The 17,302-nt window shown below is 68.0% G+C and carries 14 protein-coding genes; 8 read left to right on the forward strand and 6 right to left on the reverse strand.

Going from position 1 to position 17,302, the window contains the following annotated elements; translation table 11 throughout:
- Nucleotides 1–148: 148 nt before the first annotated feature.
- From I0K15_RS17240 to I0K15_RS17250, 3 genes are all read right to left on the reverse strand, one after another.
- Nucleotides 149–1,309 carry a cytochrome P450 gene (locus tag I0K15_RS17240; RefSeq protein ID WP_196105512.1) on the reverse strand — a complete coding sequence of 387 codons (1,161 nt, stop codon included), beginning with the start codon at nt 1,307–1,309 and terminating at the stop codon, nt 149–151.
- Between the two features lie 52 nt (nt 1,310–1,361).
- The gene (locus I0K15_RS17245; RefSeq protein ID WP_196102718.1) at nt 1,362–2,516 is read right to left on the reverse strand and encodes a trans-sulfuration enzyme family protein; all 1,155 of its coding nucleotides are present in this window, start codon (nt 2,514–2,516) and stop codon (nt 1,362–1,364) included.
- Nucleotides 2,517–2,626: 110 nt separating this feature from the next.
- On the reverse strand, nt 2,627–3,334 hold the full coding sequence (locus tag I0K15_RS17250) for a GntR family transcriptional regulator (protein WP_196102719.1): 708 nt from the start codon (nt 3,332–3,334) through the stop codon (nt 2,627–2,629).
- A 114-nt stretch (nt 3,335–3,448) separates the two neighbouring features.
- Here I0K15_RS17250 and I0K15_RS17255 point away from each other — a divergent pair, with 114 nt between their 5' ends.
- The 4 genes from I0K15_RS17255 to I0K15_RS17270 all read left to right on the forward strand — a co-directional run bounded on the left by I0K15_RS17255 (nt 3,449) and on the right by I0K15_RS17270 (nt 7,240).
- Complete coding sequence (locus tag I0K15_RS17255) at nt 3,449–3,739, forward strand: UxaA family hydrolase (protein WP_196102720.1); 291 nt, start codon at nt 3,449–3,451, stop codon at nt 3,737–3,739.
- Between the two features lie 3 nt (nt 3,740–3,742).
- Nucleotides 3,743–4,921: a UxaA family hydrolase gene (locus tag I0K15_RS17260; RefSeq protein WP_230374168.1), complete on the forward strand. Its 1,179-nt coding sequence runs from the start codon at nt 3,743–3,745 to the stop codon at nt 4,919–4,921.
- A gap of 228 nt (nt 4,922–5,149) precedes the next feature.
- Nucleotides 5,150–6,160, forward strand: coding sequence for an Ldh family oxidoreductase (locus I0K15_RS17265; protein WP_196102721.1), 1,011 nt, complete (start codon nt 5,150–5,152; stop codon nt 6,158–6,160).
- An 87-nt stretch (nt 6,161–6,247) separates the two neighbouring features.
- Nucleotides 6,248–7,240, forward strand: coding sequence for an aldose epimerase family protein (locus I0K15_RS17270; protein WP_196102722.1), 993 nt, complete (start codon nt 6,248–6,250; stop codon nt 7,238–7,240).
- Between the two features lie 43 nt (nt 7,241–7,283).
- Here the strand turns inward: I0K15_RS17270 and I0K15_RS17275 are convergent, their stop codons facing one another.
- Both I0K15_RS17275 and I0K15_RS17280 read right to left on the reverse strand, forming a co-directional pair.
- Nucleotides 7,284–7,502 (reverse strand): hypothetical protein, encoded by a 219-nt coding sequence (locus I0K15_RS17275; RefSeq protein WP_196102723.1) that lies wholly within the window; start codon nt 7,500–7,502, stop codon nt 7,284–7,286.
- Nucleotides 7,499–8,650, reverse strand: coding sequence for an aromatic ring-hydroxylating oxygenase subunit alpha (locus I0K15_RS17280; RefSeq protein WP_196102724.1), 1,152 nt, complete (start codon nt 8,648–8,650; stop codon nt 7,499–7,501). The genes I0K15_RS17275 and I0K15_RS17280 overlap by 4 nt, the downstream gene beginning before the upstream one ends.
- Nucleotides 8,651–9,178: 528 nt before the next feature.
- On the opposite strand from I0K15_RS17280, the gene I0K15_RS17285 reads away from it, so the two are divergent.
- The 3 genes from I0K15_RS17285 to I0K15_RS17295 all read left to right on the forward strand — a co-directional run bounded on the left by I0K15_RS17285 (nt 9,179) and on the right by I0K15_RS17295 (nt 14,980).
- A complete protein-coding gene (locus I0K15_RS17285) occupies nt 9,179–12,814 on the forward strand; it encodes a vitamin B12-dependent ribonucleotide reductase (protein WP_196102725.1) in 3,636 nt (1,211 codons plus the stop codon).
- 63 nt (nt 12,815–12,877) lie between these two features.
- Nucleotides 12,878–13,393, forward strand: coding sequence for an ImmA/IrrE family metallo-endopeptidase (locus tag I0K15_RS17290; RefSeq protein WP_196102726.1), 516 nt, complete (start codon nt 12,878–12,880; stop codon nt 13,391–13,393).
- A gap of 453 nt (nt 13,394–13,846) precedes the next feature.
- Nucleotides 13,847–14,980, forward strand: a complete 1,134-nt coding sequence (locus tag I0K15_RS17295; protein ID WP_196102727.1) for a sensor histidine kinase — start codon at nt 13,847–13,849, stop codon at nt 14,978–14,980.
- On the opposite strand, the gene I0K15_RS17300 is transcribed toward I0K15_RS17295, so the two are convergent.
- On the reverse strand, nt 14,977–16,314 hold the full coding sequence (locus I0K15_RS17300; protein ID WP_230374169.1) for an ATP-binding protein: 1,338 nt from the start codon (nt 16,312–16,314) through the stop codon (nt 14,977–14,979). The two genes, I0K15_RS17295 and I0K15_RS17300, sit on opposite strands and share 4 nt — an antisense overlap.
- Nucleotides 16,315–16,361: 47 nt before the next feature.
- Between I0K15_RS17300 and I0K15_RS17305 the strand changes: the two genes are divergently transcribed.
- Nucleotides 16,362–17,228 (forward strand): MBL fold metallo-hydrolase, encoded by an 867-nt coding sequence (locus I0K15_RS17305; protein ID WP_196102728.1) that lies wholly within the window; start codon nt 16,362–16,364, stop codon nt 17,226–17,228.
- Nucleotides 17,229–17,302: the final 74 nt, after the last annotated feature.

Here is a 17,302-nt window from a genome sequence, read left to right on the forward strand (position 1 = left end):
TCCTGACAAAGGTCAACAGCCCGCGGCGGAAAACGCGGCGCATTTGCGACATCCACTTGTCTGGGAGCGACGGATTTGCCCGCCAATCAAGGGTCACGAAATTGTGCGGCGCGGCAAGGCGGCGCAATCTTCTGGCGCATTTCGCGAGTCAGAGGTGCACCCGCAGCGCCTCGAGCCCGCGGAAATGCCAGCGGTCGGCGAAGGTGGGCGGGGCGGCGAGCGCCAGTTCCGGCAGCCGCTCGATCAGGATCGGCAGCGCCGTCGCCATCTCCAGCCGCGCGAGCGGCGCGCCGACGCAGAAATGCAGCCCCGCGCCGAAGCTCACCTGCGCCTTCGCGTCGCGCCCCGGATCGAAGCGGCCGGGATCGGCGAAGACCGCCGGATCGCGATTGGCGGAGGCGAGCAGCAGCCCGACCTGCTCCCCCTTGGCGAAGCGGTGCCCCGCGACCTCCACGTCCTCCATCGCGTAGCGGGTGAAGAGGTGCAGCGGCGGGTCGTGGCGCAGGATCTCCTCGGTCAGCGTGTCAGGATTATGCGGGCGCCAGAGCCCCTTGCTCAGCAGCGTGCGCACCCCATTGCCGAGCGCGTGCACCGTCGCCTCGTGCCCCGCGTTGAGCAGCAGGATGCAGGTGGCGATCAACTCTTCGGGCGACAGCCGGTCGCCATCCGCCTCCGCCGCGATCAGGTGGCTGATGAGATCGTCGCGCGGCTCCGCCCGCCGCCGCTCGATGTAGTCGCGCAGGTAGGCGGAGAATGCCTGCGTCGCCTCGACGGCCCGCCGTTCCACCTCCGCATCGCGGCGCACCTGGTACATCGCGACCATGGCATGCGACCAGGCAAGCAGGTCGTCCGCCTTCTCCTCCGGCACGCCGAGCAGGCGGCAGATCACGATCACCGGCAGCCGCTCGCAGAACCGCGCGATCAGGTCGTCCCCATCGCACAGCCCATCAATGAGCTCATGCGAAAGCGCTGCGATCTCCGGCCCTAGCGCCGCGATCCGGCGGGAGGTGAAGGCGCGCAACACCAGCCCGCGCAGCCGCGTATGCTCCGGCGGCTCCCGCTCCAGCATCGATAGGCGATCGACAGCGTAGAACGGCTCCAGATGCTCCGGGACGGGTTGCGGAAACGGGTTCTCCCGCCCGAACCGCCGGTCACGCAATAGGGCCGAGACCTCCGCATGACGCGGCGCGACGATCAGGTCGAGTTCTTCCCAACGGACGAGCGGGCCGAGGGCGCGCAGCTCCGCATAAGCGGGGTAGGGGTCCTGCACGAACCCGGGCTCGCGGGGCGACTGGGCGAAGCTCGGCAGGGTCATGCGGCAGGACCGCCTCCGGCGGGCGTATTTGGACAAAGAAGAAGGCTCACGAGGCGCGCTCGATGGCCTGCTCCAGATCCGCGATCAGGTCGCTCACGGCCTCGATCCCGACGGAGAGGCGCAGCAGGTTGGGGGCCACGACCGAGTGCGGCCCCTCCACCGCGATCCGGTGCTCGATCAGGCTTTCGACCCCGCCCAGCGAGGTTGCGGGCAGGAACACCTGCGTCGAGGTGGCGATCGTCCGTGCCGCCGCCTCGTCCCGCGCCAGCAGCGAGAGCATCCCGCCGAAGCCGCCGGTCATCTGGCGCCGCGCGATCTCGTGGCCCGGATGGCTCTCGAGCCCCGGATAGAGCACGGCCTCCACCCCCGGATGCCCCTCGAAATGCCGCGCGATCGCGAGCGCACTCTCCGACGCCCGTTCGAAGCGCAGGTGCAGCGTCCGCATCCCCCGGATCAGCAGCCACGCCTCGAAGGCGGCGAGCGCAGTGCCCTGCAGCGTGCGGATCATCCGCATCTCGTCCCACAGCGCGCCCGTCTCCGTCACCGCCAGCACGCCCGCGGTGATGTCCGAATGCCCGTTCAGGTACTTCGTCGCGGAATGGAAGACGATATCCGCCCCCAGCTCCAGCGCCTTCGTCGTGCAGGGCGGCGCCACGGTGCAGTCTACCGCAAGCAGCGCGCCCGCCGCATGGGCCACCTCCGCCGCATGGGCGATATCGGTCACGTCCCAGTTCGGATTGGTCGGCGTCTCGATCCACGCGAGCTTGGTGCCCGGCGTCACCGCCGCCTCCAGCGCCCCCGGCTCCGTCGCGTCGTAAAAGGTGGCCTTTACCCCCCGCTTCTCCGCCATCCGGTGCAGCCAGCCGATCGTCCCGTGATAGCCGACCACCGGGCAGACGACGTGATCGCCCGCCTCCAGCGTCTCCAAGAGGCAGACCACCGCGCTCATGCCGGAGGTGAAGGCCATGGCCGCCGCAGCCCCCTCCATGTCAGCCAGAACCGCCTCCGCATGTTGCGTCGTGGGGCCGCCGTCGCGCGCATAGACCGCGTCGCCCATCGGCGCGTAATCCGCATCGCGGGCGAAGGTCGAGGCGGGCTCGATCCCCGGCACCACCGCGCCATGCATCGGGTGGATGTAATGCAGCGCCTGGGCGGCGCGCGTCTCGGGCGCGAGCTTCAACTGGGTCGGGCGGTCGGTCATGTCTGTCTCCTGTCGCGCCCGATATGACGCGGCCCGCCTCGGAAGCGCAACGCCCCCGCTTTCATCTTTCCCGAAATACGCAAGATCCGACGGTGGCCGCAGGCGCGCCCTCAGCGCAGCGTCACGCCGTAGCCGAGGCCCTCGGTCAGGAACCAGCTCTCCCGCGTCTCCACGACCCGGTCGGTGATGTCGAAGGCGTCGCGACGGGCGAGCAGCAGGGGTGCACCCTCCGCCAGCCCCAGCGCCTTCGCCGCCTTCGCCGGCGCCCCGACGGCCTGCATGAAGTCCTCGGCCCGCGTCACCGACAGCCCGTGCGCGCGCTGGTAGTGGGTGTAGAGCGCGTTGGGCAGCGGGCCGTCCTCCTCACCGATCGGCAACAGTGCGGGGTCGAGGAAGATGTCCTCCAGCGCCGCCACCCGCCCCATCAGCGCCCGCGTGCGCCGGATGCGGATCATGATCGCACCCTTCTCCAGCCCCAGCCGCTCGGCAATGCGTGCGGGGGCGGGTCGGTGGCGGATCTCCTCGGTCACGGGCTCGGGGATCAGGCTCTCCCCGTTCTCCCCCGTCAGCCGGAAGAAGGAGAAGAGCGCGCGCTCCGTCGTCGCCTCCGGCACGAAGGTCCCGCGGCCCTGGCGGCGCAGCACCAGGTTGTCGGCCGCTAGCGTGTCGAGCGCTTTTCGCACCGTGCCCTGGCTCACCCCCAGCTCCCCGGCCAGCGCGAACTCCGACGGCAGCGCCGTGCCCGGTTTCAGCGCCCCGGACGCCATGCGCGAGATCAGGGTCTCGCGGACCTGAAGATAGAGCGGTGCGTCCGACATCAGCCTTCCCTTGCAACTCTTCTAGAAGATGTCTTATAGAAGACTCATCGTCAAGCCGCCGACAGAGCCGCAGATGGCCCCATTTGACGGCCCCATTCCACGGAGGACCTGCCCATGAGTCAGAAACCCCATCTCCTTGTCCACGACACGGCCGACAATGTCGGCGTCGTCGTCGTCGAGGGCCTGAGCGCGGGCACCGACATGCTCTGCGTCGTCACCCATGATAACAGCGATTTCCGCCTCACGGCCAAGGCCGATATCCCGATCGGTCACAAGGTGGCACTCAAGGATCTCACCGAGGGCGATACCGTGATAAAATATGGCGAGGATATCGGCCGCATGGTGGGCCCTGCCGAGACCGGCGGCCATGTCCATACCCACAATTGCAAGACGAAGAGGTGGTAAGCCATGTTTGACGCGAGCAACATGAGTGTGACGGCCTGGCGGCGGGAGAACGGCCGCGTGGGCGTGCGCAACCACGTGATCATCCTGCCGGTGGACGACATCTCGAACGCGGCGTGCGAGGCGGTGGCCAACAACGTGAAGGGCACGATGGCGCTACCCCACGCCTATGGCCGCCTGCAATTCGGCGAGGATCTGGACCTGCACTTCCGCACCATGATCGGCACCGGCGCAAACCCCAACGTCGCCGCCGTGGTCGTCATCGGGATCGAGCCCGAATGGACCAAGGTCATCGCCGACGGCATCCGCGAGACCGGCAAGCCCGTCGCGGAGTTCTCCATCGAGCAGAACGGCGATTTCGAGACGATCCGTGCCGCGAGCTGGAAGGCCAAGGAATTCGTCCACTGGGCGACCGAACTGCCGAAGGAGGAGTGCGCGCTCACCGAGCTCTGGGTCTCCACCAAGTGTGGGGAGAGCGACACGACCACCGGCCTCTCGTCCTGCCCGACCGTCGGCAACATGTACGACAAGCTGATCCCCGAAGGGCTCTACGGCGTCTTCGGCGAGACCTCCGAGATCACGGGCGCCGAGCATATCTGCGAAAAGCGTGCCGCGACGCCCGAGGCGGCCGAGAAGTTCATGAAGATCTTCCAGGCCTACCAGGACGACGTGATCTTCGCCCACCAGACCAACGACCTGTCCGACAGCCAGCCGACCAAGGGCAACATCCTCGGCGGTCTCACGACCATCGAGGAAAAGGCCCTCGGCAATTTGGAGAAGATCGGTCGCGAGTGCACCTATATCGACGCGCTCGGCCCGGCGGAGGCGCCTGAGAAGGGGGCCGGTCTCTACTTCATGGACACGTCCTCGGCGGCGGCGGAGTGCGTGACGCTGATGGCCGCCGCGGGCTACGTCATCCACACCTTCCCCACGGGGCAGGGCAACGTGGTGGGCAACCCGATCGTTCCGGTCATCAAGATCTCCGGCAACCCGCGCACGCTGCGTACCATGTCCGAGCATATCGACGTGGACGTGACCGGCGTGCTGACCCGCGAGATGACCATCGACCAGGCGGGCGATGCGCTGATCGAGATGATCCGGCGCACGGCGAACGGCCGCGCCACGGCGGCGGAGGCGCTCGGCCACCGCGAGTTCGTGATGACGAAGCTCTACCGCTCGGCCTGATCTCCCCCCTCCTCCTTCCTCCCCCCGGCCGGGGGGAGGAGGCCAAACCGTTCCGGTCGCTGCCTTAAGAACAAAGGTGGCGCATTTCGCCCCCTCCCCCGATCCGGGGGAGGGCCGGGGAGGGGGCAGCCGCTCCCAAAACATGTACCCACACAGCAAGACGGGGTGCCACGACCGCCCCGACCCGCTAAGCCTCCCCCCAAAGCCGCCCAACCGCAGCGAGGCCACATGACCACCGAGACCCTCACGCTCGCCGAGGCCGAGGCCCTCGCCTCCGCCGCCTTGATCGCCGCCGACACGAGCCCCGAGAACGCCGCCAGCACCGCCCGCGCCCTGATCCGCGCGCAGGCCGACGGGCAGGGCGGCCACGGCCTCTCCCGCATCCCGTCCTACGCCGCGCAATCCGCCGCCGGAAAGGTGAAGGGCCACGCCGTCCCGGCCATCGAGGACATCCGCCCCGGCCTCTTCCGCGTCGATGCGGGCTACGGCTTTGCCTACCCCGCTTACGACCTCGCCCTGCCGGAGCTCGCCGCGCGCGCGAAATCCCAGGGCATCGCCGCCTGCGCCCTCCACCGCTCCCACCATTTCGGCGTCGCGGGCCACCATTGCGAGACGCTGGCCGAGCAGGGCCTGATCGCCTTCGTCTATGGCAATGCGCCCAAGGCCATGGCCCCGTGGGGCGCCACGCAAGCCCTCCTCGGTACCAACCCCATCGCCTTCGCCGCCCCGATGGAGCCTGCGCCGCTCGTCATCGACATGGCCACCACCACCGTCGCCCGCGGCAAGATCCTCGCCGCCCGCGAGGCTGGGAAGGAGAGCATTCCCGAAGGCTGGGCCCTCGGCCCCGACGGCAAGCCGACGACGCATCCCGCCACCGCCCTCAAAGGCACCGTCGCCCCGATGGGCGGCGCGAAGGGCGCGGCCCTCGCGCTGATGGTCGAGGTCATGTCCGCGGCCCTCGCCGGCGCCGCCTTCGGCACCGAGGCCTCCTCCCTCTTCGACGACGAAGGTGGCCCGCCCGATCTCGGCCAGAGCATCATCGCCCTCGATCCCGGCCCCCTCTCAGGCGGCGCCTTCGCGGCCCGCATGACGGCCCTTGCCGCCCTCTACGAAGGGATGGAGGGCGCGCGCCTGCCCGGCACCCGCCGCCTCGCCGCCCGCGAAGCCGCGGCCCGCGACGGGATCACGATGGACACCACCCTGCTCGACAAGATCCGCGCGATCGCGGGTCAGGGCTGATCTTCTTCTTTGTCCAAATACGCAAATCCGCCGCTTGACCGCCTGCGCGCCGGGCGCATGTCGCGAACCACACGCTAGGAGGCCCCCATGCAGCAGATCGGCAGCGTCAACGGCACGCCCGTCCATGAGCACATCCTCGACAGCGGCGCGGCCCGCGTCAGCATCCTGAGCTACGGTGCCACGATCCGCGACTGGCGCATTGACAGCGTGGCCGAGGCCATGGTGCTCGGCTTCCCCGACTTCGAGACATATCTGACCCAGTCCCGCGCCCACGGCGTGATCGCGGGCCGCGTGGCGAACCGCACCGGCTTTGGCCGGTTCACCCTCGACGGGACCGCGCACCAGCTCGACGTCGCGAAGCCGCCGCACCACCTGCATGGCGGCGGCGAGGGGCTCGGCAAGGTCGTCTGGGAGATGGAGCCCGACGGCGACCGCGCCGTGCGCCTCACCCACACCTCGCCGCACGGCCACATGGGCTATCCGGGCGAGGTCGCCTTCTCCGCCCTTTTCGAGCTCGACGGGCCGCGGCTGACACTGACGATGGAAGGGCAGCCCGACCGGCGCACGCCGATCAACCTCGCCCAGCACAACTACTACACGCTGGGGGCAACGACCGGCGTGCGCGATCACGTCTTCCACGCTGCCGCCGACCGCTTCACGCCCACCGACGACACCCTGCTGCCCACCGGGGAGATCGCGGCGGTCGCGGGCACGCGCTACGACTTCCGCACGCCCCGTTCCTCGCGCGAAGCGGACCCGGACGAGCAGGGCATCGACATCAACATGGTGCTGGCCGACGGCCGCCCGGCGGAGGTCGAGTGCTGTACGCTCCTCAACCCCGCCAACGACGTGCGGATGCGGATGTGGACCGATCAGCCGGGCCTCCAGGTCTTCAACACCTGGCATTTCCGCTTCGACGTCGATCACCATGACGGGCTCAGGACCGAGGGCTACCAGGGTTTCGCCGTCGAGCCGCAGCACTTCCCCGACAGCCTCAACAACCCCGACTGGCCCTCGATCATCTACAGCCCCGACCGGCCCTACAAACAGGTGCTCGGAGTGGAGATCGCGCGCGGGTAGCATACCTGCGCCTCCGGCGGGGATGTTTGAAGAAGAGAGAGCGTCAGAGGCCGCCGAGCCGGCGCAGCCGATGTTCCAGCTCGACCACCCGCGTCTGCTCGCCCGCAACGAGGGCATGCACCCAGGCGTGGGTCAGCTCGAAGCGGCGCGCGGCGGGATCCTTCGACAGCTCCGCCGCCGCTTCGTGCAGCGCCGCGCGGCGGGCCGGGTCGCCGTCCGGGTGTAGCGCCCGCATCTCCGCGTCCAGAGCGTGCGGCGTCACGCCAGCCGCTCCGCCACCCACGCGTGGAAGAGGTGGGTGGGGCTGTCCATCACCGGGGAGAAGCGTCCGCCATCGAAATGCGGCGCATGGCGACCGCGCTGCATCCCCTCGACCACGCCGATATCCTCGACGAAGACGCCCTTCCACTGCGCCGCGTTGAGCGCCCGCAACTCGGCCAGCTCCGCCCCGGTCGCGGCGGCTTCGGTGGTGTACCAGATCTCCACATGCTCCACCGTCCGGTCCACCGCCACCGGGTCGAGCCGGATGGCGAAGACGTGGTCGCGGTGCACGCCCAGCATCACGTTGGGATAGAGCGAGACGTACTCCGCCGCCCGGTCCCAGCGCGCGGGCAGGCCCTCGAAATCCGGGAAGGCGAGCGTGTCGTGCAGGCGGGGGGCGTAGACCTCCGTCCCCTGACCGGAAAAGGCGCCGGGCGCCTCGATATGGTAGTGATCCTCCAGCCGGGAATAGGCGTTCAGGCCGGGATGGACCCAGGGCAGGTGGTAGCTCTCGCAGTAGTTCTCCACCGCCAGCTTCCAGTTGCAGCCCACCTCCAGCGTGAAGCTCGACCCCTGGCCCGCATGAAGCGGCCGGTCCGCGAAGTCGGCCCAGCGGGCGGCGAGCGGGGCGATCCAGTCGGCGAAGTCAGGCGCGTCGCCCGAGATGTTGACGAAGACCATGTCCATCCACACCGCGCTGCGCACCGGCGTCAGCCCCGTCTGCGCCGGATCCAGAGCCTCGCTCCGGTTGATCCCCGGCCCGCCCACGTGCGGCGTGGCGCGCAGCGCGCCGTCGAGGCTGTAGCACCACGAATGATAGGGGCAGCGGATCACGCCGCCGAAATTGCGCGCCTCCTCCACCAGGATCATCCCGCGGTGGCGGCACACGTTCTCGAAGACCTGAACGGCGCCCGCGTGATCGCGCAGCAGCAGGAGCGGCGCCCCCAGCAGGTCGACGGGGCGCGCGTCGCCGGGGGCGGGCACGTCCTTGCAGAAGCCGATGCAGGTCCAGCCCGCGTGGAAGATGCGCGCACGCTCCAGCACAAGCGCGTCCGGATCGGTGTAGAGCGCCGAGGGCAGGCCGCGGGCCGCCTCCACCGGGCGGCGCACGGCGTCGAGATCGTGGGCGAGGGTGGACAGATCGAGCATGGGGACCTCCGTCGCTGACCCCTCCACTCTCGCGCTCAAATGCCGCGCCAGTCGTGCGGAAATGCGACCTCCCGCGTCGTTTCCGGATGCCGGGATTCGCTGTGTTTGCCGCCGCGCGAGATACAACATTTAGTCACAGGTCCGACGGCGAAGCGGGGCGCTACGGGTCGGCGGCTTTCCGCCGGTGCAAAAAGCACGCTCCGAAAGCCCCTGAACACGCTCGAAAAACGCCGTCATCTTCACGTTATGGTTGAGCCTGCAACGACTCGTTTGTTAATTCCGCTCTCCTGTGGCGGGCCCATATTGCAAGCACAATATGTGGTGTTCCTTCGTGAATTTTTCGTTGACGATGGTGAGCGAACCACCGCATCTTGGGCTTCGTCACCAGGGCGGACACAAGATGCGGCGCAGGCATCACCAACCGCCCGGTCCAGATGAACCACCACTGTCGAGCGTGCAGCCTTCCCTCGTGGGGAGGGAGGAGCCCCCTTTGCCGTGCGCCCGATACAACGAGAAGGACAGGGCCCCATGAAGATCGACCGCCGCTTCACCACCGATGCCGCCGACGCCTACGCGGCGCTCGAATTCCGCACGACGTCGAGCGAGATCCGCAACCCGGACGGCTCCGTCGTTTTCGCGCTCGACAACCTCGAGGTGCCGGCCGCCTGGTCGCAGGTCGCCTCCGACGTGCTGGCGCAGAAGTACTTCCGCAAGGCCGGTGTGCCTGCGCGCCTGAAGAAGGTGAAGGAAAAGGGCGTGCCCGCCTTCCTGTGGCGCTCTATCCCCGACGAGGCGGCGCTCAAGAAGCTGCCGGAGGAAGAGCGCTTCGGCGGGGAGACGTCCGCCAAGCAGGTCTTCGACCGGCTGGCGGGTGCCTGGACCTACTGGGGCTGGAAGGGCGGCTACTTCTCCACCGAGGCCGACGCGCAAGCGTATTTCGACGAGATGCGCTACATGCTCGCCGCGCAGATGTCCGCGCCGAATTCCCCGCAGTGGTTCAACACCGGCCTCCACTGGGCCTATGGCATCGACGGGCCGAGCCAGGGCCACTTCTACGTCGATTTCGAGACCGGCAAGCTCACCAAGTCCAAGTCCGCCTACGAGCACCCGCAGCCTCACGCCTGCTTCATCCAGTCCGTCACCGACGACCTGGTGAACGAGGGCGGGATCATGGACCTGTGGACGCGCGAGGCGCGCCTCTTCAAGTACGGCTCGGGCACCGGCACCAACTTCTCGTCCCTGCGCGCCGCCGATGAGCCGCTGGGCGGCGGCGGCCGTTCCTCTGGCCTGATGTCGTTCCTCAAGATCGGCGATCGGGCCGCGGGCGCCATCAAGTCGGGCGGCACAACGCGCCGCGCGGCCAAGATGGTGATTTGCGACATGGATCACCCCGACATCGAGGCCTTCATCAACTGGAAGGTGAAGGAGGAGCAGAAGGTCGCCTCCCTCGTCGCGGGCTCCAAGATGCACGAGGCGAAGCTCAACGACATCTTCGCTGCGATCCGCGAATGGGACGGCTACGAGCAGGACGCCTTCGACCCCAAGCGCAACCCGGCACTGAAGACCGCGATCAAGGGCGCGAAGAAGTCCGCGATCCCCGAGACCTACGTCAAGCGCGTGCTCGACTACGCACGGCAGGGCTACGCCTCCATCGAGTTCCCGACCTACGACACCGACTGGGACAGCGAGGCCTACAACTCCGTCGCGGGCCAGAACTCCAACAACTCGGTGCGCGTGACCGACGCCTTCCTCAAGGCGGCGAAGGACGACAAGCCGTGGGAGCTCATCCGCCGCACCGACGGCAAAGTGGCCAAGACCGTGTCCGCCCGCGAGCTGTGGGACCAGATCGGCCACGCCGCCTGGGCCTGCGCCGATCCCGGCATCCAGTTCCACGACACGATCAACGCGTGGCACACCTGCCCCGAGGACGGTGAGATCCGCGGCTCCAACCCGTGCTCGGAGTACATGTTCCTCGATGACACGGCCTGTAACCTCGCCTCGATGAACCTGCTGACCTTCCTCAAGGACGGCCAGTTCGACGTGGACGGCTACGTGCACGCCTCCCGCCTGTGGACCGTGACGCTGGAGATCAGCGTGCTCATGGCGCAGTTCCCGTCTGAGGCGATCGCCCGCCGCTCCTACGAGTTCCGTACGCTGGGCCTCGGCTACGCCAATATCGGCGGCCTCCTGATGAACATGGGCTACGGCTATGACAGCGACGAGGGCCGCGCGCTCTGCGGTGCGCTGACCGCGATCCTCACAGGCGTGTCTTACGCGACCTCGGCCGAGATGGCGGCGGAGCAGGGCGCCTTCCCGGGCTACGCGAAGAACGCCGAGCACATGCTGCGCGTCATCCGCAACCACCGCCGCGCGGCCTATGGCGAGGCGAAGGGCTACGAGGGCCTCGCGGTCCCGCCCGTCCCGCTCGACCACGACAACTGCCCGGACGGCCGCCTGATCAACATGGCCCACGCCGTGTGGGACGAGGCGCTGAGCGAGGGGGAGAAGCACGGCTTCCGCAACGCCCAGGTCTCCGTCATCGCGCCCACCGGCACGATCGGCCTCGTCATGGACTGCGACACCACGGGCATCGAGCCGGACTTCGCGCTGGTGAAGTTCAAGAAGCTCGCCGGCGGCGGCTACTTCAAGATCATCAACCAGTCGGTTCCGGCGGCCCTCTCGAAGCTCGGCTACGGCTCTGCCCAGATCGAGGAGATCACCTCCTACGCGGTCGGCCACGGCTCCATCGGCAACGCGCCGGCGATCAACCACACGGCGCTGATCGGCCACGGCTTCGGCGAGGCGGAGATCGCGAAGATCGAGGGCGCGCTCGCCACCGCCTTCGACATCCGCTTCGTCTTCAACCAGTGGACGCTGGGCGCGGAGTTCTGCACCGGCACCCTTGGCATCCCCGAGGAGAAGCTGAACGATCCGTCCTTCGACCTGCTGCGCCATCTCGGCTTCACCCGGGAGCAGATTGAGGCCGCGAACAACCACGTCTGCGGGACCATGACGCTGGAGGGTGCGCCGCACCTCAAGGAAGAGCACTACGGCATCTTCGACTGCGCTAACCCCTGCGGGAAGATCGGCAAGCGCTACCTCTCCGTCGACAGCCACATCACCATGATGGCGGCGGCGCAGAGCTTCATCTCCGGCGCGATCTCCAAGACGATCAACATGCCGAACGACGCGACGATCGAGGATTGCCTTGAGGCCTACGAGCTCTCCCACTCCCTCGGCGTGAAGGCGAACGCCCTCTACCGCGACGGCTCCAAGCTCAGCCAGCCGCTCTCGGCCGCGCTGATCGAGGAGGACGAGGATGATCTGGAGGAGGCGCTGATCGAGGCCGCCGCCGGCGAAAAGGCCACTATCCTCGCCGAGAAGATCGTGGAGAAGATCGTCGTCAAGGAGGTCGCCAAGGGCCGTGAGAAGCTGCCCGAGCGCCGCAAAGGCTACACCCAGAAGGCCATCGTCGGCGGGCACAAGGTCTACCTGCGCACCGGCGAGTACGAGGACGGCTCGCTCGGCGAGATCTTCATCGACATGCACAAGGAGGGTGCCGCCTTCCGCGCGATGATGAACAACTTCGCCATCGCGGTGTCGGTCGGGCTCCAGTATGGCGTCCCGCTCGAGGAGTTCGTCGAGGCCTTCACCTTCACCCGGTTCGAGCCGGCGGGAATGGTCCAGGGCAACGACTCGATCAAGAACGCGACTTCGATCCTCGACTACATCTTCCGCGAGCTGGCGGTGAGCTACCTCGACCGGACGGACCTTGCCCACGTGAAGCCCTCCGGCGAGGCCTTCGCCGACATGGGCCGCGGCGTGGAAGAGGGTGTCTCCAACATCCGGAAGGCGGACGAGGAGACGGCCGCAAGCTCCATCGACATGATCCGCCAGATCAGCTCCACCGGCTACCTGCGCAAGCGGCTGCCCCAGGAACTGACCGTGCTCCAGGGCGGTGCCGCCGCTCCGGCCCCGGGCGTGACGGTGGTCGCGAAAACCGAAACCTCCGTCGCCGCCGTAACCACGATGGACGACCGGACCAAGGCGAAGATGCAGGGCTACGAGGGCGACCCGTGCGGCGAGTGCGGCAACTTCACCCTCGTGCGCAACGGCACCTGCATGAAGTGCAACACCTGCGGCGCGACGAGCGGCTGCAGCTGAGATTGAGGGAGCGAGTTCCAAGGCTCGCTCCACGTTTAGTGAATATAAGCAGAGGAAGGTGCGATGCGTAGTGAATTCCGCCGTCTGTTGCCTCCAGGAGCTTACAGAGAGATCGTGAGTTTCCGCTCGAATCCCCCAAATAGGATTGGTGTTTTAGCAAACCGTCTTGGTGTTCGCGTTACTCAAGAAGCCATGTCCTACGGTCATAGAGGATATCTAGACTATCGCTCCACCGAGAAAGGCTACGTGCCGACCGTCGTTGTTGGAAGGCATCTAAGTGAGGCTTGGAAGCGATGGGTCGTTGGTCACGAGCTTGGTCATCATTTTCTCGAAGGTGTCGATGCGGATTTCATCCTTATGGGAGATGCACATGATGCGGAGCAAGCTGCGTTTTTGTACTTGGAGAGTGACGATTCGAACGAACAAAGGGCTGAGAACTTTGCCGAAGACTTGTTTTTTGGTGATGGCGCTTTGAAGGCGGCAGTATCACTTCACGGCCGTGATGTTGGCCGACTGGCGAACGTGTTCAAAGTTCCAAGCGCCAAGATTAGAAACCGAATGAGATTCGAGCGCCTTTAGTTGGCGTTCCTAGAGTTCAGGCCAGCGGGCGAGAAACCGGGCAGTCAACCAGACCGCGAACAGCCTGAAAACGAGGGGCACTAGAGGGGCGGAACCAACCGCCCCTCATTTTTTGTCCTCATACTGACCATCTGTCCCGCCCGGCGGCCACGCCGGGCCGCGCCCGACCTCCCCCCGGAGGGCGCGTTGGCGATCTCGGACGTCGAACTAACGACATCAATGCTTCAGGGCGCGGACCCATCAAAATCGTTCCAAAAGCGCCCTCCAGGTCGGCCGCGGCCCTAATTTCTTTGTGCCATCTCTTCGCGATGCATTTTTTCTGGAACCATCTCGAGCCGGTAAGCTCCTGTTAATCCCCCGAGGGCTACGCAGGAGGTGGCGGTAGGAAGCCGTCGGCCAGGGCACCGGCGTGAGAACGGCGTAAACAGGGTGCCATGACCAAGGCGTTGCACCATGACGAATTCCGCGCCGATTCCGCTCCCGCCCGAAGAGGGACAGAACCCGGCTGCCCGCGCTGCGGGCGACGGCTCCACCGCTGATCTCATCGCCAAGCTCCGGCGCCACGAACACACGCCCGCCATCCGTTCGCCGCGGCTGGCGGCGGATCAGCTCCGCGCACAGCTCGCGCTGGCCGCGGGCAACATGCACAGCTTCGAATGGAACGTGCAGACCGATGTGCTGACCTGCGATCCCGAGCTTGTGTCGCTCTTCGGCATCGGGCCGGAGGAGGAGCGCTGCGGCGCCCGGGTCCTCTCCACCATCCTGCCGGAGGACCGGCCGAAGGTGGAGGCCGCGATCTCCCGCGCTACGATCGGCGATCAGGACTACGAGATGGAGTTCCGCGTCGTCCTGCCCGGCGGCAGCCACCGCTGGATCGCCGGGCGCGGCCGCGTCATCGAGCGGGACGAGGCGGGCGCCCCGGTCCGCATGATGGGCGTGAACTGGGACATCACCGAGCGCAAGCGCGCCGACGAGCGCATCGCCCTGATGGCGCGCGAGATGAACCACCGCGTCAAGAACAACTTCGCGATGATCGCGGCCCTCATCCGCCTCGTCGGCAGTCGCATGACCGACGTGCGCAGCTTCGCAAGCTTCCTGCGCGGCCAGATCACCGCCCTGTCGGACGCGCATTCGCTGACCCTCGAATATGCCGACGAGGGGCGGCTGGGCGACGTCCCGCTCGCCCGCATCATCGAAGCCGGTCTCACGCCCTGGGCCAATGGCCGCGTCGATCTCGACCTGCGCACCGATCTCGACCCGGACATCATGGTCGACGGCACCCGCACCACCGCCTTCGCCATGCTGCTCTACGAGCTCGCCACGAATGCCGCGAAGTACGGCGCGCTCTGCGCCCCCGGCGGCCGCCTGGACGTCACCCTGGATCGGGAGGGGGAGGGCCGCGCCGTCCTGATCTGGTCGGAGACCATGCCACCGGGCCGCCGCGCCGATCTGGAAGCGGGGGAGGAGGCGGGCTTCGGCGAGGTCCTGATGCGCAGCTCCGCCCGCATCCTGAGCGCCGAGCTCGAGCGCGAGCTGCGGGAGGATGGCCTGACCGTCCGCGTCCTCTTCCCGCTCGCCCCCGCCTAGCGCGGGATCCTCAGGATCCCGCTCAACCCGCCGAGCGCCGCACTCCGCTCCAGCCGGAGCGAGCCGCCGTGGCTGCGCGCGACGTCCGCCGCGATCGACAGGCCCAGCCCGACCGAGCCGCCCGCGTCCTGGTTGCGCGCACTGTCGAGGCGGGAGAACGGCTTGAGGGCCGCGAGCATCTGGTCCTCCGGAATGCCGGGGCCGTCATCCTCGACCGTGAACTCCAGCGCCAACCGCGTGAGCCGCACCCGCAGCCGCACCCGGTCGCCATAGCGGATGGCGTTCGAGAGCAGGTTCTGAACCGCCCGCGTAAGCGCCATCTCCCGCACCTGCACGATGCACTCGTCCGGCGTCTCGTTCTCCACGATCAGGTTGATGTCGGCCCCGTCGCGCCGGGCGCGATCGACCAGCGTGCGGGCGAGCGTGATCGGCTCCACCGGCACCGTCTCTTCCGTCCCCTCGCCGCGGGCGAAGGCGAGGAAGCCGTCGAGCATCCGCTCCATCTCCGTCACGTCGTGGACCAGCTCGTCCGTCTCCGGCCCCGGCTCGGCCACCGCGAGCGCCAGCCGCATCCGGGTGAGCGGCGTGCGCAGGTCGTGGCTGACCCCTGACAACATCGAGGTGCGCTGCTCGATCTGCCGCTCGAGCCGCCCCCGCATGGCGAGAAACGCCGCGCCCGCGCGCCGCACCTCCTCCGCCCCCTTCGGCCGGAACGGCTCCGACCGCCCCTTGCCGAACGCCTCCGACACCCGGGCGAGCTCCCGGATCGGGCGGATCTGGTTGCGCAGGAACAGGGTCGAGATGGTGGCGAAGATCGCCGCGGCGAAGATCATCCAGGTGAGCAGCAGGTGCGGGTTCGACGCGATCAGCCGCCGCCGTGGTAACAGCGCCGTCAGCGCCCCGGCGGAGGTCTGCACCTCGACCAGCAGCATCTTGTCGATGGCCACCCCGTCCACGCTGAGATCGCGCCGGATCACGCTGCGCAGCTCCTCGGCGGCCGCATTGCCGGAGATGTCGAGAAACGCGAAATCATCCTCCGCCGCGATCTGCCCCTCGGGATCGAGCAGCACAGTGAGGTTCAAGAGCCCGCTCACCGTCTCGATCTGCGCATCCCGCGCGGCCTGCGTCGGCGCCGTCTCGATGGTGGTGATGGCGTAGTTGAGCTCCGAGGCGACGGCCTGCGCCATCTGCTCGGTCACCCCCTCGATATGCCGCCGGACGAAGACCGCGGCGGTGACGAGCTGGATGCCCACCACCGGCACCAGCAGGATCAAGAGCGCACGCGAAAACAGGTTGCGCGGCATCCAGCGTTTGAGCCATCTGAAATTCAACATGATGAAAGGGGTAGGCAAGCCGCCCGCCCCGCGCAAGGGAGCCGGGCATGGAGATCGTCGCGAAGGGCGTGCGCCGCATCACCGCGCCCAATCCGGGTCCGATGACCTTCACCGGGACGCAGACCTACATCGTGGGGGAGGGCGCCGTCGCCGTTATCGACCCCGGCCCCGACGATCCGCGCCACCTCGCGGCCATCGAAGCGGCGCTGACCCCCGGCGAGCGGATCAGCCATGTGCTCATCACCCACGCCCATATCGACCACACGCCGCTCGCCCCCCGGCTCCGCGCCCCGGTCCACGCCTTCGGTGACGCGCAGGCGGGGCGCAGCGCGATCATGCGGCAGTTGGCTGAGAGCGATGCGCTCGGCGGAGGAGAGGGCGTCGACCCGCACTTCACCCCCGACGTGACCCTCGCCGATGGCGACACCGTGGCAGGCGAGGGCTGGTCCCTCACCGCGCTCCATACCCCCGGCCACATGGCCAACCACCTGAGCTTCGTGTGGGAGGAGGGCGGCGTCGCCTTCACCGGCGATCACGTCATGGGCTGGGCGAGCACGCTGGTCTCACCGCCCGACGGCGATCTCACCGCCTTCATGAGCTCCCTGCGCCGGATGCAGGGCGGGGCCGCGCGCCACCGCTTGCTGCCCGGCCACGGCGACGTGGTGGAGGAGGGGGAGGCCCGCGTGGCCGAGCTCATCGCCCATCGCGAGAGCCGCGAGGCCCAGATCCTCGCCGGCCTCGACCGCCCGGCCACAGTGGCGGCGCTCACGGCGGCGATCTACACCGATGTCGATCCGCGCCTGCACCCGGCGGCGGCCCGCAACGTGCTCGCCCATCTCATCGACCTGCATCAGCGCGGGATCGTGGCCACCGACGGGCCGCTGAGCGCCACCGCGTCCTTCCGACTGCGGTAGCTGCCTCCGGCGGGCGTATTGGGCGAGAGTGATGGAGCGGGCGCGCGCCCGGCCTCATCACTCTCTTCAAATAC

This window comes from Pontivivens ytuae, from assembly GCF_015679265.1.
GTDB lineage: Bacteria > Pseudomonadota > Alphaproteobacteria > Rhodobacterales > Rhodobacteraceae > Pontivivens > Pontivivens ytuae.

Bases quoted from the DNA above. Each gene is read 5' to 3' on its own strand.
- I0K15_RS17245 (WP_196102718.1), bottom strand. From the start codon at position 2,516: ATGACCGACCGCCCGACCCAGTTGAAGCTCGCGCCCGAGACGCGCGCC.
- I0K15_RS17250 (WP_196102719.1), bottom strand. From the start codon at position 3,334: ATGTCGGACGCACCGCTCTATCTTCAGGTCCGCGAGACCCTGATCTCG.
- I0K15_RS17255 (WP_196102720.1), top strand. From the start codon at position 3,449: ATGAGTCAGAAACCCCATCTCCTTGTCCACGACACGGCCGACAATGTC.
- I0K15_RS17260 (WP_230374168.1), top strand. From the start codon at position 3,743: ATGTTTGACGCGAGCAACATGAGTGTGACGGCCTGGCGGCGGGAGAAC.
- I0K15_RS17265 (WP_196102721.1), top strand. From the start codon at position 5,150: ATGACCACCGAGACCCTCACGCTCGCCGAGGCCGAGGCCCTCGCCTCC.
- I0K15_RS17270 (WP_196102722.1), top strand. From the start codon at position 6,248: ATGCAGCAGATCGGCAGCGTCAACGGCACGCCCGTCCATGAGCACATC.
- I0K15_RS17280 (WP_196102724.1), bottom strand. From the start codon at position 8,650: ATGCTCGATCTGTCCACCCTCGCCCACGATCTCGACGCCGTGCGCCGC.
- I0K15_RS17285 (WP_196102725.1), top strand. From the start codon at position 9,179: ATGAAGATCGACCGCCGCTTCACCACCGATGCCGCCGACGCCTACGCG.
- I0K15_RS17290 (WP_196102726.1), top strand. From the start codon at position 12,878: ATGCGTAGTGAATTCCGCCGTCTGTTGCCTCCAGGAGCTTACAGAGAG.
- I0K15_RS17295 (WP_196102727.1), top strand. From the start codon at position 13,847: ATGACGAATTCCGCGCCGATTCCGCTCCCGCCCGAAGAGGGACAGAAC.
- I0K15_RS17300 (WP_230374169.1), bottom strand. From the start codon at position 16,314: ATGTTGAATTTCAGATGGCTCAAACGCTGGATGCCGCGCAACCTGTTT.
- I0K15_RS17305 (WP_196102728.1), top strand. From the start codon at position 16,362: ATGGAGATCGTCGCGAAGGGCGTGCGCCGCATCACCGCGCCCAATCCG.